Annotated in this window: 19 protein-coding genes; 4 read left to right on the top strand and 15 right to left on the bottom strand. The window is 56.4% G+C overall.

Annotated elements, in window-relative coordinates:
- The first annotated feature begins 28 nt into the window (after positions 1 to 28).
- Positions 29 to 1,057, top strand: a complete 1,029-nt coding sequence (locus FY156_19050; GenBank protein ID UXS03655.1) for a zinc transporter ZntB — start codon at positions 29 to 31, stop codon at positions 1,055 to 1,057.
- Between the two features lie 51 nt (positions 1,058 to 1,108).
- On the opposite strand, the gene FY156_19045 is transcribed toward FY156_19050, so the two are convergent.
- From FY156_19045 to soxR, 8 genes are all read right to left on the bottom strand, one after another.
- Positions 1,109 to 2,206 carry a branched-chain amino acid aminotransferase gene (locus FY156_19045; protein UXS03654.1) on the bottom strand — a complete coding sequence of 366 codons (1,098 nt, stop codon included), beginning with the start codon at positions 2,204 to 2,206 and terminating at the stop codon, positions 1,109 to 1,111.
- Between the two features lie 249 nt (positions 2,207 to 2,455).
- Positions 2,456 to 4,633: a catalase/peroxidase HPI gene (katG, locus tag FY156_19040; protein ID UXS03653.1), complete on the bottom strand. Its 2,178-nt coding sequence runs from the start codon at positions 4,631 to 4,633 to the stop codon at positions 2,456 to 2,458.
- Entirely contained in the window at positions 4,630 to 5,100 is a 471-nt protein-coding gene (locus tag FY156_19035) for a transcriptional repressor (protein UXS03652.1), read from the bottom strand. Before FY156_19035 ends, katG begins: the two co-directional genes overlap by 4 nt.
- Positions 5,101 to 5,452: 352 nt before the next feature.
- On the bottom strand, positions 5,453 to 6,676 hold the full coding sequence (locus FY156_19030; protein UXS03651.1) for a pyridoxal phosphate-dependent aminotransferase: 1,224 nt from the start codon (positions 6,674 to 6,676) through the stop codon (positions 5,453 to 5,455).
- A 15-nt stretch (positions 6,677 to 6,691) separates the two neighbouring features.
- Positions 6,692 to 8,215: an aldehyde dehydrogenase family protein gene (locus FY156_19025; protein ID UXS03650.1), complete on the bottom strand. Its 1,524-nt coding sequence runs from the start codon at positions 8,213 to 8,215 to the stop codon at positions 6,692 to 6,694.
- A 55-nt stretch (positions 8,216 to 8,270) separates the two neighbouring features.
- Positions 8,271 to 9,668 (bottom strand): VOC family protein, encoded by a 1,398-nt coding sequence (locus FY156_19020; GenBank protein UXS03649.1) that lies wholly within the window; start codon positions 9,666 to 9,668, stop codon positions 8,271 to 8,273.
- 197 nt (positions 9,669 to 9,865) lie between these two features.
- Entirely contained in the window at positions 9,866 to 10,897 is a 1,032-nt protein-coding gene (locus tag FY156_19015; protein ID UXS05146.1) for an L-idonate 5-dehydrogenase, read from the bottom strand.
- Positions 10,898 to 11,083: 186 nt separating this feature from the next.
- Positions 11,084 to 11,560, bottom strand: coding sequence for a redox-sensitive transcriptional activator SoxR (gene soxR, locus FY156_19010; protein UXS03648.1), 477 nt, complete (start codon positions 11,558 to 11,560; stop codon positions 11,084 to 11,086).
- 88 nt (positions 11,561 to 11,648) lie between these two features.
- On the opposite strand from soxR, the gene FY156_19005 reads away from it, so the two are divergent.
- Positions 11,649 to 12,263: a superoxide dismutase gene (locus tag FY156_19005; protein UXS03647.1), complete on the top strand. Its 615-nt coding sequence runs from the start codon at positions 11,649 to 11,651 to the stop codon at positions 12,261 to 12,263.
- 23 nt (positions 12,264 to 12,286) lie between these two features.
- On the opposite strand, the gene FY156_19000 is transcribed toward FY156_19005, so the two are convergent.
- The 7 genes from FY156_19000 to FY156_18970 form a co-directional block, all read right to left on the bottom strand.
- Entirely contained in the window at positions 12,287 to 13,666 is a 1,380-nt protein-coding gene (locus tag FY156_19000; protein UXS03646.1) for a carbohydrate kinase, read from the bottom strand.
- Positions 13,663 to 13,986 (bottom strand): L-rhamnose mutarotase, encoded by a 324-nt coding sequence (gene rhaM / locus FY156_18995; GenBank protein ID UXS03645.1) that lies wholly within the window; start codon positions 13,984 to 13,986, stop codon positions 13,663 to 13,665. The genes FY156_19000 and rhaM overlap by 4 nt, the downstream gene beginning before the upstream one ends.
- A 3-nt stretch (positions 13,987 to 13,989) precedes the next feature.
- Positions 13,990 to 15,003: an ABC transporter permease gene (locus FY156_18990; protein UXS03644.1), complete on the bottom strand. Its 1,014-nt coding sequence runs from the start codon at positions 15,001 to 15,003 to the stop codon at positions 13,990 to 13,992.
- The gene (locus FY156_18985; GenBank protein UXS03643.1) at positions 15,000 to 16,001 is read right to left on the bottom strand and encodes an ABC transporter permease; all 1,002 of its coding nucleotides are present in this window, start codon (positions 15,999 to 16,001) and stop codon (positions 15,000 to 15,002) included. The genes FY156_18990 and FY156_18985 overlap by 4 nt, the downstream gene beginning before the upstream one ends.
- A gap of 11 nt (positions 16,002 to 16,012) precedes the next feature.
- Entirely contained in the window at positions 16,013 to 17,548 is a 1,536-nt protein-coding gene (locus FY156_18980) for a sugar ABC transporter ATP-binding protein (protein UXS03642.1), read from the bottom strand.
- 194 nt (positions 17,549 to 17,742) lie between these two features.
- Positions 17,743 to 18,753 carry a rhamnose ABC transporter substrate-binding protein gene (gene rhaS / locus FY156_18975; protein ID UXS03641.1) on the bottom strand — a complete coding sequence of 337 codons (1,011 nt, stop codon included), beginning with the start codon at positions 18,751 to 18,753 and terminating at the stop codon, positions 17,743 to 17,745.
- Between the two features lie 44 nt (positions 18,754 to 18,797).
- A complete protein-coding gene (locus tag FY156_18970; GenBank protein UXS03640.1) occupies positions 18,798 to 19,628 on the bottom strand; it encodes a DeoR/GlpR transcriptional regulator in 831 nt (276 codons plus the stop codon).
- A 197-nt stretch (positions 19,629 to 19,825) separates the two neighbouring features.
- Between FY156_18970 and FY156_18965 the strand changes: the two genes are divergently transcribed.
- Both FY156_18965 and rhaI read left to right on the top strand, forming a co-directional pair.
- Positions 19,826 to 21,922: a bifunctional rhamnulose-1-phosphate aldolase/short-chain dehydrogenase gene (locus FY156_18965; protein ID UXS03639.1), complete on the top strand. Its 2,097-nt coding sequence runs from the start codon at positions 19,826 to 19,828 to the stop codon at positions 21,920 to 21,922.
- Between the two features lie 52 nt (positions 21,923 to 21,974).
- The gene (rhaI, locus tag FY156_18960; protein UXS03638.1) at positions 21,975 to 23,267 is read left to right on the top strand and encodes an L-rhamnose catabolism isomerase; all 1,293 of its coding nucleotides are present in this window, start codon (positions 21,975 to 21,977) and stop codon (positions 23,265 to 23,267) included.
- Positions 23,268 to 23,324: the final 57 nt, after the last annotated feature.

The raw sequence follows: 23,324 nt of genomic DNA, 5'->3' as shown, positions 1-23,324 counted from the left end.
ATCAATAATGCCGTTTGGGAAGACTGAGATGGATACATCCGCCAAGCCAGACACAACATACGGCGATGAGCCAGGCATTCGCTTCGCACTTCTTCTGGATGCACAGGGAGGCAGTCGACAGATTACCCTCCAGGAGCTGCTGGACTGGAAACCGCAAGATGGCGTGTTATGGCTCCATCTCGAACGGGACCATCCGGCAGCGGTTGCGTGGATCAATGAGCGAAGCGGCCTTGATCCACTCGTCTGTGAAGCACTGCTGGCTGAAGAATCCCGCCCGCGTGTCGAACCGATCAATGATGGCCTGCTGATTACGTTGAGAGGCGTTTGCGGGGCGGCACCCATCGAGGTGATAGAAGAGAGCGGTGACCTTGATCTGGTTCCCTTACATATCTGGGCAGATGCGAACCGCCTGATCACATTGCGGGATAGTGGGCACTACATTACAGCCTTGCGCGATATCCGGTTCGCACTGAACAAGCGTACGGGACCTCGCAATACCGGTGAATTGTTGGCGATCGTTGGCGACAAGCTGGTAAGGGATCTCGAACCCGTTCTCGACGCAATGGACGAGGAAGCGGATGAGCTCGACGATCTTATCTTCCAAAAGGCGTCAGGTGAGGTTCGGGAGCGTTTGAAATTGCTGCGCAGACGGTCTGTTCAGTTGCGTCGTTATTTGATGCCACAACGTGATGCACTGGTCCGCATAGAACATGATGACGCAATATGGCTTTCCGAGCGCGACAAGCTGCGCATTCGCGAGGTGATCGACAAGCTTGTTCGTTTTGTCGAATATCTTGACGCAATCAGGGATCGAACCGGCATTTTGCACGACGACCTTTCTACCGTGATCGGCGAGCGTATCGCTCGCAACTCGAACCGGCTGTCGGCTCTTGCTGCACTTTTACTGCCGCCAAGCGTGATTGCAGGTCTTTTCGGCATGAATGTTGGAGGCATTCCCGGTGTGAACGACACCTGGGCCTTCATCCTGATCGTCGGTTTCGTGATTGCTCTTTCCGTCGCAACACTATTGCTATTGCGGAAAATCGATTGGCTCTAAGTGATGCGGCCGAGAGGTCTCGGTCGCATCTCGTCGTTTTTGGGGCGCTTCTTAGAACAAGCGATCCAGCCAGTTATGCGGATCTGCGGCGCGTCCGAACTGGATATCGGTGAGCGCGGCCTTCAACTTGCCAGTAACCGTTCCAGCATTGCCGTCGGCAATCGTGAAGCCGTGGTTACGACCCTTGACTTTGCCGATCGGCGTGACGACAGCAGCGGTACCGCAGGCAAAGGCTTCTGTCAGTCTGCCGCTCTTGGCGTCTGCCTGCCATTGATCGATCGAATAGGGCTCTTCACGAACCGTCAGCCCCATGTCGCGCGCGAGCGCAATCAGTGATGCACGCGTAATACCGGGCAGGATCGTGCCGGTCAGCGGCGGCGTTTGCAGAGATCCATCGTCAAAGACGAAGAAGATGTTCATGCCGCCAAGCTCTTCGATCCAGCGTCTCTCGACCGCATCTAGGAACACGACCTGATCGCAGCCTTCACGCTGGCCTTCGGCCTGTGCGGCAAGGCTTGCGGCATAGTTGCCGCCGCATTTGGCTGCGCCCGTTCCGCCGGGAGCAGCACGCGTATAGTTTTCCGATACCCAGAGTGTCACAGCCGATGCACCGCCCTTGAAATAGGAGGCAACCGGGGACGCGATAACGGAGAAGATGTAGTCGGTGGCGGGTCTGGTGCCGAGCGCCACTTCGCTGCCGATCAGGAAGGGTCTCAGATAGAGAGACGCACCTTCTGCTGTCGGAATCCAATCGCGATCAGCGCGCACCAGAGCCCGAACAGATTCAACGAACAGATCTTCCGGTAGCTGAGGCATGGCCAGGCGTTCCGCCGATGCGCGGAAACGCTTGGCATTGGCATCAGGACGAAACAGCGACGCACCGCCATCTGGAAGATGGTAGGCTTTCATTCCCTCGAATATCTCTAGGGCATAATGGAGAACCATCGACGCCGGGTCGAGATCGAGACCTTTGCGCGGCTCAAGTTTCCAGTCATGCCAGCCGCGATCCTTGTTGTAGCGCAACGTGATCATGTGGTCGGTGAATATCTGCCCAAAGCCGGGGTTCTGGAGCAGTCTCTCACGTTCGCTCGCGGAAACGGGGTTCGGGTGCTTTTCTACACCAAGGGTCAAGGTGCTGCTGTCGCTCATGTCTCGCCTGCTCTTTCTGACTGACGCAAGTGTGCGGTCTCGCACGCTATCGAACAAGACACTAACTTAGGTCCGGCGATATTTGATTGCGTTTATAGCTCGATAATAGGCGATATTGGCATCAGATTCGATCTACCAAGACAAGTAGACGAAACGTGTGATCGGGCATATTCAAAGCAGTAAATTGACGTGCAAAAAGGCGCTGTGTTTCAAGCGCCTTTCGCTTTTTCGCGGTGCTATTGGCCTTGCTTAACGCTGCAGGTCAAAGCGATCGAGGTTCATGACCTTCGTCCAGGCCGCAGCAAAGTCATCAACGAACTTCTGCTTCGCATCCGAGCTCGCATAGACCTCTGCAAGAGCGCGCAGGATCGAGTTTGAGCCGAAGACGAGATCGACGCGTGTGCCAAGCCATTTCAGTTTGCCGGTCTTGCGATCGGTGCCCTCAAAAACGTCCTGGGCGTCAGAAATCGACTTCCATTGCGTGCTCATATCCAGAAGATGCACGAAGAAGTCGTTGGTCAGCGCTCCCGGCGTTTCGGTGAACACGCCATGGGTCGACCCATCGGTGTTGATGTTGATTGCGCGAAGGCCGCCAATCAGAACGGTCAGTTCCGGTGCAGTCAGCGTCAGCTTCTGTGCGCGATCGATCAGCAACACCTCGGCAGGAACGGAAGCCGTCTGCTGGTAGTTGCGGAAACCATCGGCCACCGGTTCCATACCCGCGAAGGATTCGGCGTCGGTCTGCGCCTGCGTCGCATCGGTACGGCCGGGGGTGAATGGCAGCGTGATGTTTTGACCTGCGGCCTTTGCCGCTTCTTCAACGCCCGTATTACCTGCCAGCACGATCAGGTCGGCAAGCGAGAGTTTCTTGCCGCCGCGCGCGTCTTCATTGAACGCGGTCTGGATATTTTCCAAAACAGCGAGGACGCGAGCCAGTTGCTCGGGCCTGTTGCCCTCCCAGTCTTTCTGCGGCGCAAGGCGAATGCGTGCACCGTTTGCACCTCCGCGCTTGTCGCCACCGCGGAAGGTCGAGGCAGACGCCCAGGCCGTCCCGACGAGTTCAGAAACGGTCAGTCCGGATTCCAGGATCTTGGCTTTCAGCGCTGCGATATCGTCAGCATTGACCAGCGGGTGGTCTGCAGCCGGTACCGGGTCCTGCCAGATCAGTTCTTCCTTCGGAACTTCCGGTCCGAGATAACGAGCGCGAGGACCAAGATCACGGTGCGTGAGCTTGAACCATGCGCGTGCAAAGGCTTCGGCGAAAGCCTGCGGGTTTTCAAGGAAGCGGCGCGAGATCTTTTCATATGCCGGGTCGAGACGCAGCGACAGATCGGTGGTCAGCATCGTCGGCTTGTGCTTCTTCGACGGGTCGTGGGCGTTCGGAATAATGTCTTCCGCGTCCTTGGCTTCCCACTGGATCGCACCACCGGGGCTGCGGGTCTGTACCCATTCATATTTGAACAGGTTTTCGAAGAAGAAGTTGCTCCATTGTGCTGGCGTCTGCGTCCACGTCACTTCGAGGCCGCTGCCGATCGCATCAGCACCATGGCCCGTGCCGAAGTTGCTGGCCCAGCCGAGGCCCTGAGCCTCAAGCGGCGAAGCTTCCGGATCGGGACCCTTGTGCGATTCCGCCGAAGCGCCGTGGGTCTTGCCGAAAGTATGACCGCCTGCGATCAGTGCAACGGTTTCTTCGTCGTTCATTGCCATGCGCTTGAACGTTTCGCGAATGAATGCCGCAGCGGAGATTGGATCGCCGTTCGCGTTCGGGCCTTCCGGGTTGACGTAGATGAGGCCCATTTCCGTCGCGCCGAGGGATTTGTCGAAGCTATCCAGCGGCCGGTGTTTCAGCCAGGAGGTTTCCGAACCCCAGTTGACGTCCTGGTCCGGTTCCCAAGTGTCCTCACGACCGGCGGCGAAGCCGAATGTGCGAAAGCCCATGGTTTCAAGTGCGACATTACCCGTCAGGATCAGCAGGTCGGCCCAGGAGATCTGCTGGCCATACTTCTGCTTGATAGGCCACAGCAAACGGCGTGACTTGTCGATGTTCACGTTATCCGGCCAGCTATTGAGCGGTGCAAAACGCTGCTGACCACGACCACCGCCACCGCGACCGTCGCTCAGGCGATAGGTGCCGGCTGCATGCCAGGACATGCGAACAAATTGCGGACCGTAGTGACCGAAGTCGGCCGGCCACCAGTCCTGCGAGTCCGTCATCAATTTGCGCAGATCATTCTTAAGCGCTTCGTAGTCAAGCTTTGCGAATTCTTCGCGATAATTGAAGGTCTGTCCCAGTGGGTCAGATTTGGCCGAATGCTGGTTCAGCAGGTCGACGCGAAGCTGGTTGGGCCACCAGTCCTGGTTTTGCACGCCGCGTGCTGGTTTTCCGGTTGCGGCCCCTGAGTATGGACACTTTGCTTCGTCGGTCATGGCTTGAGCTTCCTCTCTTCAATAATGGGGTCACAATCGCGGCAGATGCCACGAAATACGATGCTGGCCTCGATGATACGCATGCCGTGCGTGTCAGAGGGTTCCAGGCAGGGGGCGTGGCCGACAACGCAGTCGACATCCTCGATACGTCCGCACTGAATGCATTGGACGTGATGATGATTGTCCTCAATGCGGGTTTCGTATCTGGCACTCGCCGAGTCCGGCAGGTTGATCCGGCGGATGAGGCCGATCGCCGAGAGATCCTGCACGATCAGATGAACGGCCTGTACAGAAATCGTTGGCAAGGGGATGCGCACGGCCTGAAAAATGGTTTCTGCGTCCGCGTGCGGATGGTGATGCAGGTAGTCGAGAACTGCGATGCGCTGCGATGTCGCGCGCAATCCTTTGGCTCTCAGAACCTGCGGCCATTGATGGTCGTGGGCGTGGTGGTGCGTTGTTTGGTCCATGGCGGGCAACATACTTTTTATTTTTAGTAGGTCAATATAACGAGGAAATAAAATGTGGATATCCGATGGGATCTGTTACGCAGGGAACGGCGGCCTGCGATGACGGGCCTAAACGCTCAAGCGAAATCGCTCACGAGTTTTGGAGGCAGAAAGCTGCGCGCAGCATGTCCCGTTGACGGCGTGCGCCGCAGACTTTTGGAAGCAGGGAGAATTGGGGAGAGAAATACAGCAGAACGCTGCCCTGTCGGTCGCTGGAGAACAGTGAGCGGCAGGGCAGGGCGTTTCAACCGGCCGCCAAGAGGGGCCAGAGATGGTCTTGCCGTAAAGTGGCTTGATAAGGCCGTGTCGAACCTTACTTCAGGTCTGCGCAGGCCTTTGCGAGGCGTTGAAGCGCCTCGACCAATTCCGGTTCAGATGTGGCATAGGAAATCCGGAAGAAGGGCGACAGGCCGAATGCAGCACCGGGTACGACGGCGACATTGGCGTGGTCGAGGAAATAGGCGCAAAGATCGGTGTCGGTCTCGATCACTTTTCCGTCCGGTGTCTTTTTACCCAACAGACCGGCGCAGCTCGAGAATGTATAGAATGCACCATCCGGCACACGGCAATCGATACCCTCGATCTCGTTTAGCCCAGAGACGACAAGATCACGCCGGCGTTGAAAACTTGCAGCTCTGTCCTTCAGGAAATCTTGCGGGCCATTCAGTGCTGCGACGGCAGCAGCCTGCGAAACGGAGCAGGCGCCGGAGGTCGACTGGCTCTGGACCACCGACATTGCCTTGATGAGCGCTTTCGTGCCACCGGCATAACCGATGCGCCAGCCGGTCATGGCGTAGGCTTTCGAAACACCATTGACAGTCAATGTCCGCTCCTTCAGCCGAGGTTCCACCTGGGCAGGGGTTACGAACTGAAAGCCGTCATAGACAATATGCTCATACATGTCGTCGGCGATCAGCATGACATGCGGATGCCGCAGCAACACATCGAGCAGCGGACGATACTGTTCTTCAGAATAGCTTGCACCGGATGGATTGGATGGCGCATTCAGCATAAGCCAGCGTGTTTTCGGCGTAATCGCTGCTTCCAATTGTTGCGCCGTCATGCGGAAGCCATTTTCGGCCGCACACGGAACCAGCACGGGCTTGCCGCCACACATCACGACAATATCGGAATAGGTCACCCAATAAGGGGTGGGGATGATGACCTCGTCGCCGGGGTCAACCGTGGCTGTCAGGGCATTGAAGAGGATCTGTTTTGCGCCGGTCGAAACGATGATCTCGTCAAGCGCGTAGTCCAGCTGGTTTTCGCGCTGGAACTTGTTGCGGATGGCCTTGCGCAGCTCCAGTGTTCCCTCTGTGGCTGTGTACTTCGTTTCACCACGCTGCATGGCTTCCCATGCAGCGTGTTTGATGTGATCGGGAGTATCGAAGTCAGGTTCGCCCGCACCCAAAACGATGACGGGTTTGCCTTCCTGCTTCATGGCGCGCGCCCGCGCGCTGATCTGCGCGATGGGTGAAACATCGATGCGGGAAATGCGTTCAGCGGTTTTGAACGCCTTCGTTGCGCTGCCGTCCATGATTATTCGCCCTTGTTATTCGATGTCGAAGGAAACGCCCTGCGCCAGCGGCAGTGCTTTAGAATAGTTCACCGTGTTGGTAGCACGGCGCATATAGGCTTTCCACGCATCCGATCCGGATTCGCGCCCGCCGCCCGTTTCTTTTTCGCCACCGAAGGCACCGCCGATTTCGGCGCCCGAAGTGCCGATGTTGACATTGGCGATGCCGCAATCTGACCCTTCCGACGACAGGAACCGTTCCGATTCCTGCATGTCACGCGTGAAGATCGAGGACGAGAGACCGGCAGCGACCGCATTGTGCGCGTCGATTGCCTGATCGAAATCGCTGTATTTCATGACGTAAAGGATCGGGGCGAAGGTTTCTTCCAGAACCGGCCCATCCTGCTTTGGCATTTCGACCAGCGCGGGCTTGACGTAATAGGCGTTAGGCGCGCCCGTATCGACACGATCGCCGCCATGCACAGCGCCGCCATGTGATTTTGCCTCTTCCAGAGCTTTCTGCATGCCATCGAAAGCAGCCTTGTCGACCAGCGGGCCGACCAAAGAAGAGGTCTCAAGTGGATTGCCGACAGAAACGGATGCGTAAGCCTTCTTCAAACGCGGTACGAGCTGATCGTAGACGCTGTCATGCACGAAGAGGCGGCGCAGCGTTGTGCAGCGTTGACCAGCGGTACCCATGGCACCAAATGCGATAGCGCGTAAAGCCATGTCGAGGTCGGCCGATGGGCAAACGATGCCGCCATTGTTACCGCCAAGTTCGAGAATGCCGCGGGCAAAGCGCTTTGCCAGACGCGGACCGACGTCGCGACCCATACGGGTCGAGCCCGTAGCGGAAACCAGCGGTACCTTCGGATTATCAACGAGGGCTTCGCCAACCGTACGGTCGCCGATCAGAAGCTGAGACAAGCCGGCAGGCGCATCGCCGAAGCGTGCAGCGGCGCGTTCGAAGATCCCCTGAACGGCGAGCGCCGTCAGCGGGGTTTTTTCCGAAGGCTTCCAGACCACTGGATTGCCGCAGACAATGGCGAGTGCAGCATTCCAGGACCAGACGGCGACGGGGAAATTGAAAGCGGAAATGACGCCAACGACGCCAAGTGGGTGCCAGGTCTCCATCATTCGGTGGCCCGGACGCTCGGTTGCAATGGTCAGACCGTAAAGCTGGCGCGACAGGCCGACGGCGAAATCGCAGATGTCGATCATTTCCTGAACTTCACCGAGGCCCTCTGAGGGGATTTTACCCGCTTCAATCGATACCAGTCGGCCGAGTTCGGTTTTATTGGCGCGCAACTCTTCGCCCAGAAGACGGATGAGTTCTCCGCGACGTGGAGCAGGAACGTTGCGCCAGATCTTGAAAGCCGCGTCGGCCTTTTCGACGATCGCGCCGACTTCATTGGCCGAGACCGTCTTGAGTTCGGCGATCGTCTCGCCTGTGACCGGGGAATAGGATGGCATGTCGCCGCCGGTGTAAAGATCGGCCTGAACGCCAAGCTTCCCGAGCAGGGCTGCCGTCTCCTTGCGAACATCAACGGTATTCGTCATTGCTTTTCTCCATGTCTTCAAATTTCTTCAGCGGCTTTAGCCGCAAGGTAACGGACTATTGCGCTGCGGTCAGCATTTCTATGACGCTGCGGCAATCGTTGAGAGAGGCCTTTTCGATGGCCGCATAGTGCGCGAACTCATCAATCACAGATGCGCCGAGATCACGCTCGAACATCACCTGATTTGGGCTCGCGGTGAATTCCTGTGTTGCATCGTCGCCAAGGTTGGACTGGAAAATACCAGCCGCGCTTACGGGTAGAAAGTCTTCATAGACGATGGGATCGAACTGGATCAGCCCTTGCTCGATGGCCGTTTCGATGTCGAGTTCAGGTTGTGATGCCGCCTTGCCTTTTTGGGTCAACGAATAGCTGAAGTAACCAAGCCCGGCTTTTCGGATGCCGTTCCAGTCATCTGGAAATGCCGTGAAGACATCGGCAAGGGCTGTTTCATACTCAGCAGAGTTCGATCCGTCTGCCGCAGGGCGCACCTTGGCACGGGTTTCGTTCAACAGGGCGTCGTATAGGGCGCGCCCCTTCGGTGTCAGCGCCACGCCGCGTTGCTCGATTTCACCGAAACGGGCCGTATGCGAACCGGCATGCCATTCACCGTTTTCACCAATGAATGCGACGGGTTCTTCGAGTGCCTTGAAAGATGTCTGGCGTAGAAGGATAGGACATTTTCGCGTCGGAGGACCTTCCACCACCGCTTTCGGCGCAATGCCTTCAGCAGGCATCAGCGTCTGAACAGCATCGATGTCGAGCGTACGGGGTGTCAGATGATTGATATGCGGCCCTTTGAACGAGACAACGTCGGCGATCAACCGATGTGCGTCGTGCAGGCGCTTATACATGCCGGCATCGACAATGGCCTTGTCGTGCCAGCGGAAGGTTTCAAGAACTTCGGCCACGAAGAGAGCGGCGTCCGCAGCGTCAAGACCGCCATCGCGTTCTGCCTTTTCCACCAGTGCAGTCGCCTTGCCGGTAAAGATCTTGCGTGCGGCAAGCACAGTCGCGGCTTCCTTGCGCAACTCCTCATCCGCGATCAAATCCAGACGCAGCAGCGAGGTGAATACACGGAACGGGTTGCGTTTTAGGTGACGGTCTTTCACCGGGCGGAATGCAGTGGAGTGGACGGGAACGCCAGCGGTGGACAGATCATAATAGCCGACCGGGTGCATGCCCATGACAGCAAAGACGCGACGCATCATTGAAAGCTCGGCAGCTGTCCCAAGGCGGATTGCACCATGACGCTCCTGCGAGATGCGCTCGAGCGAATCCGTGGCCTCCAGGCGCTCTTTCAAATGCGGGTCGGCGTCGAGCGTTGCGTTGTTCACTCTGCCGACCAGCGCCATGAGCGTGCCGTAAGCCGGAACCTCGTCTCGATACATCGATGACATTGCTGCTGAAAACTGGCTGCGAATATCGTCAGCGGCTACGAATTCACGGGTTTGCATCAGGTTATACCTCACCACTATCGAGACTTCCGGCAATTCAATCCTCACACGATATCGGAATGAACTTGGGCTGTCTTGTAAGCTTTGAGACTGACTTGATGCGAAATCAGAATGAAATTGATGTCAAGCTGCTGCTCGAATAGCGAACAGCCGTCTCGCCAAGGAAGGCAAAACGGCTGTCATATCTGCTCGGTGCATTAGAATGCGAGCTGTACTTTCATCGATTTGCTGCGATCGCCGGCGGCTTCGAAGGCGGTCACGGCATCGTCGATCGGATAGATGCTGGTCAACAACGGGCTCAGGTCCACGCGGCCCTGATTGATGAGGTCAACCGCGAGGCCGAACTCCTCGTGGAAGCGGAAGGTGCCTTTCATCTCGATTTCCTTTGCCACGACCATGTTTTGCGGAATGGAAACATCGCCGCCTAGGCCAAGCTGAACGACTGTGGAGCGTGGGCGCAGAACTTCAAGACCGGAGCGAACGGCACGCTCGTTGCCAGATGCTTCGAACTGGACGTCGAAGTATCCTTTGTTCGCGGAATAAGCAGCAAGCGCCTCAGGATTGGTTGCAACATTGATGACGCGGTCTGCGCCGATTTCCAGTGCTTTCTCGAGCACGGCATCCATCACGTCCGTTGCGACGACTTCACGGGCACCATGGGCACGGGCTGCAATGATTGCCAACGCACCGATCGGGCCGCAACCAGTGACCAGCACACGTTTGCCAAGCAACGCACCAGCGCGGTTGACCGCGTGCAAGGTTACCGCAAAAGGTTCAGCCATTGCTGCTTCGTTGATCGATACCCCTTCGGCCACTTTGTGGCACTGCCAGGCCTCGGCAACAAGGCGCTGGCGGAATGCACCTTGGATGTGTGGCATCGGCATTGCCGAACCATAAAAACGCATGTTGAGGCAATGGTTTTGCTGACCGGCAAGGCAGTATTCGCAGGAATTGCAGGGGCGGCTTGGCGAGACTGCTACACGGTCACCGACGGTGAGGCCGGATACGCCTGCGCCGAGTGCCTTGATCGTGCCGGCAACCTCGTGGCCAAGGATCATCGGCTCGCGGACACGTACGGTGCCGAAGCCACCGTGATTGTAATAGTGCAGATCAGAACCGCAAATGCCGCCAGCCTCGATCGCAACTTCCACCTGACCGGGGCCAAGGCTTTCGACTTCTTTCTCCTCAACGCGAAGATCTTTCGCGGCATGAATGACAACGGCTTTCATCATTTACCTTTCCGACTACTCCCAGGGACGGGCCGTGCGACCTTCGTCCCCAATACGCCATGTTATCGGTAACATAAAGAGCAAAAATGGCGGATTTTCAGATAAGCAGTCGTAAGGAACGGGAAATTTCCATCACGGAAAAGGCGGGTCCGCGAATTGAAATCACCGCGTGCATCATCGTTATCATCATGTTTTGTCGAGGTTTTTGAAAATTGTTGCGGTCATGATGACAGGCCCGTTGCCATCGAGTGCAAGCTTGTCATCCGGATTTCTGAGAGGACATTCCGTCAAGGAGAGACACCCGCATCCAATGCAACTATCGAGTTGATCGCGCAAGGCAATCAGTCCGGAAATACGGCGCTCAAGATGAGCGTGCCATCTCGAAGACATATGTGACCATTGTTTTTTGGTAGGGCTTGCATCAAGCGGCAGTTCGGCCAGCGTTTCCTGTATCTCACTCAATCCTATACCGACCCGTTGTGCGGCCTTTATAATGGCGACTCGCCGTAACATGTAGCGCGCGTAACGGCGCTGATTTCCCGACGTGCGTACTGACGCGATCAGCTTTTTTGTCTCATAGAAATGCAGGGTTGATACGGCGACGCCGCTTCGCCGCGCCAGTTCTCCTACCGTCAGCGGAGCGTAGATATCTATTTTCTTCACGTGTCTTGACCTCAACTATGGTTGAGGTTTTATAAGCTAGGCCGTTCCGCGGGGCAACGTTGTCCCCGCTTGCAAGAAAGGATACGGAATGGCTTTCTCTCTCCCCGGTCTCCCTTACGCCCACGATGCTCTCGCTTCTCTCGGAATGTCGCGCGAAACGATCGAGTTCCATCACGACATTCATCACAAGGCCTATGTCGACAACAGCAACAAACTGATCACGGGCACAGAGTGGGAGACGAAATCGCTCGAAGATATCGTGACCGGAACGTATCAGGCCGGTGCCGCGGCCCAGAGCGGCATATTCAACAACGTGTCGCAACATTGGAACCACGCTCTGTTCTGGGACATCATGGGGCCGGGCGAAAACAAGAAAATGCCGGGCGAACTGGAACAGGCGCTTAAACAGTCCTTCGGCTCAGTCGAAAAATTCCGGGACGAGTTTTCTGCCGCGGGTGCTGGCCAGTTCGGTTCCGGTTGGGCATGGCTCGTTAAGGACAAGGACGGGTCCCTTAAGGTCACGAAAACCGAAAATGGAGTGAACCCATTGTGCTTCGGTCAGACGGCCCTGCTTGGCTGCGACGTCTGGGAGCACAGCTACTACATCGACTTCCGCAATCGGCGACCCGCTTATTTGGCAAATTTCCTGGAAAAACTCGTAAATTGGGAAGCAGTTGCTAGCCGGCTGATCCTGGCCTCATGAGAAAACTGGTGAAAGGCTGGAAATCAGGCGATTTCAACAGCCTTTCGCCACGCATTCCTGTAGTTTGCTAGCGGAAGTGAAGGCGCAATAGACAACGTTCGCGCTTCCCTTGGACGTGCACCGGTCAACATGGCCGCACCCAGAGCGGTCCCGCTCAATGATCCACCTTCTGGGACGAGAACATCGCGATTGGTCGCGGACGCCAGCGCCCTGAGATAGTTCGTGTTCCCGCTCATCGGCCCCTCAACGATAATCGGTCCTTCTGCTCCGGTGAGTTCCAGACACACCTCGGTCATCAGCGCGACATAAAGGGACGCAGCGGCGATCTTCTCCGCATCCGAGGCGGGTGTGCCGATCCATTCTTTACGGTGCCCCGGAAAAGGACCCGAACCCTCGACCACATTCGGCAGGATCATCACTGATCTCTCGAGAACTGAACTGACAGCTTGATCAACGTCCTCTGTCGTTGCGGTCAGTCCCTGCGTCAGGACCTCGAATTCACGACCGCCCATAAAGCGGGCGGACGGTGTCGGTTTGCCAAAGGCATTGACATTGGCAAGGCTGTCGCGTTCGGGCGTCAGTCCCTCAAGATTGCCGGGCGTCGCAAAACATACAACCCACGTGCCGGTAGAAACCACTGCAAATGGTGGTTTGCGGGATAGTACGTGCGGCAACAGCGATGCATTGGAATCGTGAATTCCGCAAAACACGGGAACCGGGTGTTGCAGTCCAAACTGATGGCAAAGCTCAGACTTGAGCTGGCCAAGTGCATCAAAGGCCGAGTGGACGGGTGCCATCTTTTCTCGGAGATCGAGACGGTCGACCAATGATGAAAACTGACCCAGTGCCGGAGCCCACAGATCCGTATGGCAGCCAAGCGACGTCGCCTCATTTGAAACGATTCCCGTCAACCGAAAGGCCCAGTATTGCGGGTATGTGAGGATCGATGCGACACGGCGGAATTCGGCCGGAAACCCCCATTTTTGGAAGTGTAATTGGGCCCCGAGATTGAGGCCAGCAGACAGGGGTGGCGAAAACGTCTCTGAAAAGTCGGGACGAAGCCCGGCATAGGTCTCGCGGATGGTCTGTGGATACTCATACTCGTAGTCGAGTACGGGAAGAGCAAGCTCGCCGTTTTCGTCCAGCAGAGCCGCACTCGCGCCATGTGTGGTGATCGAGATCGCATCGAAGCCGGGTGAAGTTACAAAACCGGCAAGAGCCTCCTGAATGAACGTCCACAGCGCATCGATATCATAATGCGGATAAGGCGGTGCCGCGATGATGGTGTTGGGTGTCTTGCGAACAGAAATCTCTGCTCCACTTTCTCCATCCAGCAAAACGACCTTCGCATTGGTCTTGCCGATGTCGATCACCGCAATGCGCTTGAAGTGATTGTCGCTCATGGCAGGTGGAACACCGTGACAAGATCGGTCGCGACCGGTGAGTTATCGGGATTGCTTTCCATGATGTCGGCCATATGCGCCCACCATTTTTTCATCACAGCATGATCGGGCAGAGAGGCCATGCCGTGATTTTGCGGGCGGCTCAGAACACCAAAAAGAATGTTGGTTTCTCGATCGAAATATATCGAGTAGTCGCTGACGCCTGCCTGATGCAGCAGCGTCACAAGTTCCGGCCAGATTTCGTCGTGGCGCTTTTGATACTCGGCTTCCTTGCCGGGAAAGAGCTTCATCTTGAAGGCGTATTTTTCAAGCTCGGGCACAGTTCAGGACCTCATGGCGCGGAGACGGCGAACAACGATTGGAATGGCGATGGTAATGATCAGGAGCAGGCCGACGAAGATCGACATGACGATGCCCGGCACGTTGAGAAGGCCGAGGCCGAAGGTAACAAGGCCCATCACGAAGGCAGCGATCACAACACCACCGATGGTGCCGGAGCCGCCGAGAATGGAGACGCCGCCTAGCACGACCATCGTCACCACTTCCAGCTCCCACCCTTGAGCGATGGATGGACGCGTGGAGCCAAGGCGCGAGGTCAGGCAAACGGCGGCAATCCCGCTCATCAAACCCGTCAACAGGAACAGGATGAACTTGATACGCTCCACCGGAATGCCGGAGAACCGCGCGGCTAAGGGGTTGTTGCCAATGACATAAACCTGACGGCCGAAATTCGTGGCGTGCAACAGAATGGCGAAAATGACCGCCATGACGATGAAAAGCAGGAATTCGAAGGAGAAGACCCAGAAGACATAACCCTGGCCGAAGTAAGCAAAATCCGCCGGATATTTCCCGTAAGCCTGATCGCCCAGCATCACATAGGAAATGCCGCGAAACAGGCTCATCGTGCCGATGGTGACGACAATGGACGGCAGCTTTAATCCGGCAACCAGAAAGCCGTTGAATGCGCCACACGCCAGGCCAACGCCGATCCCAATGGCGACAAGCCCTGGTGTGGCCACACCCATCTGCACCGCATAACCCATGGCGGTCGAAGCGAGCGCGATGATCGCTGCGACGGAAAGGTCGATTTCACCCGCAATGACCAGGAGTGCCATCGCAAAGGCGATCAGCGCCTTTTCGGTGAAGTTGAAGGTTGCGTCCGACAGGTTCCACGCATTGAGAAAGTAAGGCGAAGCAAGCGAGTTCGCGATAAAGATCAGGATTGCGACGCCGAGCAAAAGCACTTCCCAGCTAGCCATGACGCGTTTGAAGGGGGTGCCGAGTTTGTCGGGAATGACGCGCGCGGCGGTCTTGGTTTCCGGTGCGATCAGGCTCATGCTGCGGCCTCCTTCCCATTATCTGCCGCTGCCCTGTCGCGCAGGATGATACGGCCTCTCTTGGCTTCGGCGCGAGCATTGAACACAACCGCCAGAATGATGACGACGCCCGAGATTGCCATTTGTGCGAATGGAGAAATTCCAATGACCGGCAAAGCATTCTTGATGACGCCAAGGAAAAGTGCGCCGAGAACAGCTCCAATTGCAGTGCCAATACCACCGGCAATCGAAATGCCGCCGATCACATTTGCTGCCACGCTGTCGAGTTCGAGACCGGCAGCGATATCGACATAGGCCACCGCATAACGCGAAACCCAGAGATAGCTGGCGAGCCCGGCAAGTGCACCGGACAATACAAAGGCGAGGAAGCGCGTGCGACCAACGTCGATCCCGGCGTAAACGGCAGCCCCCGGATTGCCACCGGATGCATAGGCTGAACGACCGAAAGACGTTCTCGTCAAAACGAGCCACGCACCAGCGATGATGATGATCGCTACCCACGACAGAACCGGCAGGCCGAGAATCGGTGTCCGGGGCACGTTGAGAAACGTTGGCGACATCTGGTGCGCGTTAACCCAGCCACCGCCGGAAAGCACGAAAGCCATGCCCCGATAAATGGTCAGCGTACCCAGCGTAACGACGATCGGCGGAATACGAAGCCACCAGACGAGAATGCCGTTGATCGAACCGAGAAGGGCACCGATCCCGACTGCCATGGCGACAAGAAGCGGGAGCGGAACGCCGGGAAAGGTGGCGTTTGTCATCGCCACAGCCATGCCCGTGAAGGCAAGATTGGCTGCAACGGAAAGATCGATCGATTTCGTCAGAATAACGGCCATTTGGCCGAGCGCCAGAATGATCAGGATCGACGTATCGTTGAAGATGTTGACGAGATTGGCTGGGCGCTCAAAACCGGGAGCACGGAACGAGAATCCGGCAATCATAAGTATGATGATGCCCGCCAGAAGGATTTCGCGGTTCTTGAAGAAACGTTGCATGGGTGTTCCTCTCACGCGTTGCCCGTGGCGGCTCGCACCAGCTTTTCCGGCGAGAAATCGGCACGTTCGAAGACATCAGCCATAAGCCCCTCGCGCATGACGATGGCTCGGTCGGACATGCCGAGAATTTCCGGCAGTTCGGATGAAATCATGATGATGGAAAGTCCTTCTGCGGCCAACTCGCTGATGAAACCGTGAACGGCGGCCTTGGAACCGATATCGATGCCTTTTGTCGGTTCATCGAGAATGATGACCTTCGGCTGTGTAGCAAGCCATTTGCCAATGACGACTTTCTGCTGGTTGCCGCCCGATAATGTGCCCACCGGCACTGAGAGGGCTGCAGCGCGCAGATCGAGCCGTGACGCATATTTGCGGGCCAGTGCAAACTCGTTGGCGGCAGCGAGAAAACCTTTTCGCGATGTCCGAGCGAGTGAGGGCAGGGACATGTTCTGATAAATCGGCATTTCGAGCGCCAGTCCGTGTCGTCCACGCTCTTCGGGCACGTACACGATACCGGCTCGGATAGCATCTTCCGGTGAGCGGATGGAAAGTGTGTGGCCATCAAGCGTCATGGTACCGGACGCTGGTCGCGTGATGCCGAACAGGGATTGGCAAAGTTCGGACCGTCCCGCGCCGATCAACCCGTATAGCCCAAGAATTTCACCTTTCCGCAAGTCGAAGGAAATGTCGCGAAACTCTGTGTCATGGCAGTACTTTTGAACGGAAAGCACAGTGCTGCCGATATTCACCACCTGTTTCGGGAAGGCGTCCTTAACGTCACGTCCCACCATCAGCCGGACGATTTCATCCTGCGGGGCGTCGGCGAGCACGCCTGCTCCAACCATTTTGCCATCGCGGAACACGGCGTAATTCTCTGCGATTTCGTAGACTTCATCGAACTTGTGGCTGATGAACAGGATCGCTTTTCCCTGCTTTTTGAGGTTCTGGACGATGCGGAAGAGGTCGTCGATTTCCTTGCGGGAAAGCGCTGCGGTTGGCTCGTCCATGATGACGATGCGTGCCTCTACTGAAAGCGCACGTGCGATTGCGACAAGATGCCTTTGCGCAATGGAAAGGTCTTTGAGGCGGATCGTCGGATCAATTCGGCTTTCCAGCCGCTCAAGGAGGGAGCGCGAACGATCATTGATGGTTTTCCAGTCAATGAAACCGAAGCGGTTTTTGGGTGCGTGGCCAAGAAAGATGTTCTCGCCGACTGACAGTTCATCGAAAAGGACAGTTTCCTGATGAATGGCCGTCACTCCAGCATCAATTGCGTCTTGTGCGCTGTGAAAATGGACAGGCTTGCCGTCAAGCAGGATTTCTCCTTCATTCGGCCTGTAAATCCCGGTCAGGATTTTCACGAGGGTGGATTTACCCGCGCCGTTCTCGCCAATCAGCGCGGTAACGGTGCCGGGATAAAGCGCAACATTAACGCCATCCAGCGCCTTCACACCTGGAAAAACCTGGCTGATGCCACGCATCTCGAGAACAGGCGAGACAGCGGATTGCTGAGGCACTGTCGCTTCTTTCATTTTTTCTGCAGCCATTGTCATTATTGCGAACCTGGGCGCCTGCTAAAGCGCAAGAAGCAAAAACCATGCGCAACGCCATTCCTGGATGGTCCCGTGAATTTGCGACGCACACTGAAGGTATCCCCGGGCGATGCCCGAGGATGGTTTCAAATGTTGGGTATGAGTGTCATGCCGCGTTGATGCTGATCAGCGAGGCATTGGGCAAAAGATCAGAAAATCTTCGAGAACTGATCAATGTTCTTGGCGTCGTAGATGAACGGGTCGGCCATGGCCGCTTCGCTGTTTTCACCCACTTTGATCTTGCCCATGCGGCCTGCCTCGATCTCCGAGCCCGGCTTGCCGTCGGTTTCGCCCTTCACGAGGCGGTAGGCGATCTGTGTCGCGGAGTAACCGAGATCGATCGGATTCCAGATGGCGAATTCCTTGGTGGCACCAGACTTGATTGCGCCTGCCATTTCGGACGGAAGGCCGAGACCAGTGACGAAGACCTGACCGATTTTGCCTGCATCCTTAACAGCCTGGGAGGCCGCCAAAACACCAACCGTGGTCGGCGCAACGATGACTTTCACATTCGGTTGCGAAGAGAGAAGGCCCTGGGCTTCGCGATAGCTCTTATCGGCGAGGTCGTCGCCATAAACCGTGGTGACCAGGTTCAGGCCCGGGAAGTCCTTCAACTGCTTCTTCATCTCATCGATCCAGATATTCTGGTTCGTGGAGGTGGTGGTTGCCGACAAGATAGCGAAATCACCCTTGCCGCCTTCCAGATGCGACGCTGCAAGCTGCAGGCACATTTTTCCGATCAGCGCGTTGGAAGACGGGTTGAGCTGAAGGATGCGGCCTTCCGGTGCAACGCCCGAATCCCAGGAAATGACCTTGATGCCGCGCTGGGCTGCCTTTTTCAGGGCTGGAACAACAGCGTCCGGATCGTTGGCGGAGATGGCGATCGCATCGACGCCCTGTGCAATGAGCGAATTGATGACTTCAATCTGGCCTTCCGCAGTCGTGCTGGTCGGACCGGTATAGATGATCTCAACACCACCAAGGTCTTTTGCAGCCTCTTGTGCGCCCTTGTTGGCGGCTTCGAAGAAACCGTTTCCGAGCGACTTGACGACGAGCGCAATCTTGACGTCGGCCGCCTGGGCAACGCTTCCCAGCCCCAGGGTGCCAAGTGCCACACCCAATGCCAGAGCATGACCCAATTTTCTGCGTGTAAGTTTCATTCCCTTTTCCTCCCGTTTGAAACTTTCCTCTCCCTCGGTGCTCCTCACGCGACCGAGGCGGAACCCTCTTCGTCCGGCGGCTGCGGCGTTTGCGCGCCAGCCACCGTTCCTGCAATCACCAGTGTGACGCCCGCACTCTCGACCATCCGCGCTGCGTCGTCCGAAATTCCCTCATCGGTGATGATGGTCGTGACATTTTCCAGCGGGCAAAGGATGAGGCTCGAGCGTTTGCGAAATTTCGACGAGTCGACCATCACGATCAGTTCTTCTGCCTGCCGCATCAGCTTCTGTTCGCTCTGGATCACCAGCGCATCCGATTCCATGATGCCAAGTGCGCCGACGCCTTGCGCACCCAGGAAAATTCGTCGCGCATAGAAGTTGCGTATGGCATCGTTGTCGAATGGCGACAAAATCAAGCTTTGATCGCGGTAGATCGCGCCACCAGGCACACTGACATTGCACTTGGAGTGCTTGATCAAATGTTCTGCAATGGCGAAAGAATTGGTCATCACCTGTAGCCGGCGCGCAGCCATGTAATGCACCATCTGGAATGTGGTGGTACCGCCATTCAGAATGATTGCGTCGCCGTCATCGCAGAGATCGACAGCTTTGCGCGCAATTGCGCGTTTTTTGTCGATGTTGACTGATTCGGAAACCCGGAAAGGGCGTGCCGCCAGATTGCCTAGCTGCGGCGGATGTACAGCCTCCGCCCCGCCCCGCACTCGGCGCAACTTCCCCTGAACGTGCAAAGACGCAATATCCCTGCGGATCGTCGCTTCCGACGCGTCCGTCAGTTCAGCAATATCCTGAACCGTCACGACAGGCTTCTCCTGTACGGCGCTCAAAATGATGCGATGGCGTTCGCGTTCGTGCATTGGGTCCTCCTGATCGCAATTATTCGTAATCTCTTTACGTTGTCAATCAACAACGATCAAATTATTCAATGTTGCGACGCACAATGAAAAATTATGATCGTTTTTGATTGACATTGCGTTTTTGAATGCGCGATATCTACTCTCGAAGGAGGCGGACCGGGTCGGTTCCGCGATGAAGATGACATTGGGAGGAAAGCATGACGGGAAAATCCCGCCTTCTCGAAAACCGTTGGGATGATGCCCATGCCGCCAAGCTCGATGAGCCCGGCAAGCTGCTGTATCGCTCCAATCTTCTGGGTGCAGACAAGCGCATCACGAATTATGGCGGTGGCAATACCTCGGCAAAGGTACTCGAAACCGATCCTCTGACCGGTGAAAAAGCGCGTGTCATGTGGGTGAAGGGCTCTGGCGGAGACGTCGGTACAATCAAGCTTGATGGTTTTGCTACTCTCTACCTCGACAAGCTTGAAGCCTTGAAGGGTATTTACAAGGGTGTCGAAGACGAAGACCGCATGGTCGGCTTTCTGCCGCACTGCACGTTCAATCTCAATCCCCGCGCCGCTTCCATCGATACGCCTTTGCACGGTTTCGTGCCGTACGATCATGTCGATCACATGCATCCTGATGCGATCATCGCGATCGCTGCGTCGAAGAATTCCAAGGAATTGACCCAGCAGGTTTTCGGTAACGAAATTGGTTGGCTGCCATGGCGCCGCCCAGGCTTCCAGCTCGGTCTCGACCTCGAAGCCTTTGTGAAGGCCAACCCTAACGCCAAGGGCGTCGTGCTTGAAAGCCACGGCCTGTTCACCTGGGATAACGACGCCAAGAAATGCTACGAGCTGACGCTTGCCATCATCAACAAGGCGATCGATTGGTTTGCGAGTGAGACAGAGGGCAAAACCATCTTTGGTGGCTCAGTCGCAAAAAGCCTGCCTGCTGAAGAACGACGTGCCATTGCTGCACGTCTGATGCCAGAAATCCGTGGCCGTATCGGTCGTGAGGAACGCAAGCTCGCCGATTTTGACGATCAGGATGCTGTGCTTGAATTTGTCAATTCGAAAGACCTGAAACCTCTAGGCGCACTCGGTACATCGTGCCCGGACCATTTTCTGCGCACCAAGATCCGCCCGTTGATCCTTGATCTTGATACCTCCAAACCTGATGTCGACGCACTTGTTGCGGGCCTAGATAAGGCCTTGGACGAGTATCGTGCCGATTACACGCGTTATTACGAGACGTGCAAACACGCAAACTCTCCCAAGATGCGCGATCCAAATCCGGTGATCTTCCTGATCCCTGGCGTCGGCATGCTCTCCTTTGCCAAGGATAAGGCGACCGCGCGTATCGCCGGCGAGTTCTACGTCAATGCTATCAATGTCATGCGTGGCGCTTCAACTGTGTCTGACTATCAGGGACTTCCCGAACAGGAAGCTTTCGACATCGAATATTGGCTGCTGGAAGAAGCAAAGCTTCAGCGCATGCCCAAGCCCAAGAGTCTGGCCGGTCGCATTGCCTTCATCACGGGCGGCGCGGGTGGCATCGGTCGGGCAACGGCTGAGCGTCTTGCAAGCGAAGGTGCCTGCGTGGTGCTGGCGGATATTGATGAAGGTGCGTTGCAGAACACCAGAGGGGACTTCGAAAAGCGTTTCAGCTCCGATGCCGTTCGTACAGTCAAGCTTGACGTCACCAAGGAAAATGCCGTCGTTTCCGCATTTGTGGAAGCAAGTGTTGAATTTGGCGGCATCGACATTCTAGTTTCAAACGCTGGTATTGCGTCCTCTGCTCCGGTCGAGGACACCACGCTTGAGATGTGGAACAAGAACATCGATATTCTTGCGACCGGTTATTTCCTCGTGTCGCGCGAAGCATTTCGTTTGTTCCGTCGCCAAAATCTTGGCGGCAATGTCGTGTTCGTCGCATCCAAGAACGGCCTTGCATCGTCGCCCAACGCTTCGGCCTATTGCACGGCAAAGGCTGCGGAAATCCATCTTGCCCGGTGCCTTGCTTTGGAGGGCGCAGACGCAGGCATTCGGGTGAACACGGTCAATCCAGACGCGGTTCTGCGTGGATCGAAAATCTGGAGCGGCGAATGGCGCGAGCAGCGTGCCGCATCCTCGAAGATCGAAGTGACGGATCTTGAGGAACACTACCGCAAGCGCTCGATGCTGAAGCTCAATGTTTTCCCTGAGGACATAGCCGAGGCAATCTACTTCCTGGCGTCAGACGCCTCCGCAAAATCGACCGGCAACATCATCAACGTTGATGCCGGTAATGCCCAGAGCTTCACACGATAGGGAAAAGGCGGCGGGTGGCGGTGGGAGTGCCGCCTCCGTCGGGGAGGAAAAGATGACCGAGACGAAGATTGCGGCCGACACCATTGCGGTTGAAAACGACAAACGTTCTGCCGCATTGCAGAATGATTATGACGCGCTTGGTGCACAGCTCGCACGTCGCAATATTGATATCGATACGACCACCAAGAAGGTGTCGGAGTTTTTTGTCGCCGTTCCCTCCTGGGGCGTTGGCACCGGAGGCACTCGATTTGCGCGTTTCCCTGGCAAGGGCGAGCCGCGCGGGATTTTTGACAAGCTTGATGACTGCTCTGTAATCAACGAGTTGACCCGCGCGACACCGAATGTTTCGCTTCACATTCCGTGGGACAAGGAAGATCCGAAGAAACTCAAGGCACATGCGAACGCGCTGGGTCTGGGCTTCGATGCGATGAACTCAAATACATTCTCCGACGCACCCGGTCAGACCCACTCCTATAAATATGGCTCGCTTAGCCACACGGATGCTGCAACGCGCGCTCAGGCGGTTGAGCACAACATCGAATGTATCGAGATCGGCAACGCCATCGGCTCGAAAGCGCTGACGGTGTGGGTTGGCGATGGTTCCAACTTCCCCGGCCAAAGCAATTTTACCAGAAGCTTTGAACGCTATCTGTCGGCAATGGCCGATATCTACAAGGCGTTGCCGGATGACTGGCGCATCTTTTCCGAACACAAAATGTACGAACCGGCGTTTTACTCGACCGTTGTGCAGGACTGGGGCACAAACTACCTGATCGCCAACACCCTAGGAGAAAAGGCATTCTGCCTCGTCGACCTCGGACACCATGCCCCGAACACCAATATCGAGATGATCGTTGCCCGCCTCATCCAGTTCGGCAAGCTTGGTGGCTTCCATTTCAACGACAGCAAGTATGGCGATGACGATCTGGATGCGGGGTCCATCGAGCCATACCGCCTCTTCCTCGTTTTCAATGAACTGGTGGATGCCGAACATCGTGGGGTGAAGGGCTTTCATCCGGCGCATATGATCGATCAGTCGCATAACGTGACCGATCCGATTGAAAGCCTGATCTCAAGTGCCAACGAGATAAGGCGTGCCTATGCACAAGCGCTACTTGTGGATCGGTCGGCTCTCGACGGTTTCCAGCACGACAATGATGCCCTCATGGCGACCGACACCCTGAAGCGGGCATACCGCAGCGATGTGGAGCCTATTCTCGCAAGAGCGCGGCAACTGGCGGGCGGCGCGATCGATCCTATTGCCACCTATCGGGCAAGCGGCTATCGCGCCAAGGTCTCCGCACAGCGCCCGGCTGTGGTTGGCGGTTCTGGTGGCATTGTCTGACGCGGTTCCATTCGAGACAGAATCCATCTAGTTTCGAGCGGGATGACGCAAATCGGA

The sequence above is a fragment of the Agrobacterium tumefaciens genome, from assembly GCA_025559845.1.
In the GTDB taxonomy this organism is placed as follows: Bacteria; Pseudomonadota; Alphaproteobacteria; order Rhizobiales; family Rhizobiaceae; genus Agrobacterium.
Note: the sequence above shows the minus strand (reverse complement) of the source record. Positions and strands in the feature narration are given on the sequence as shown.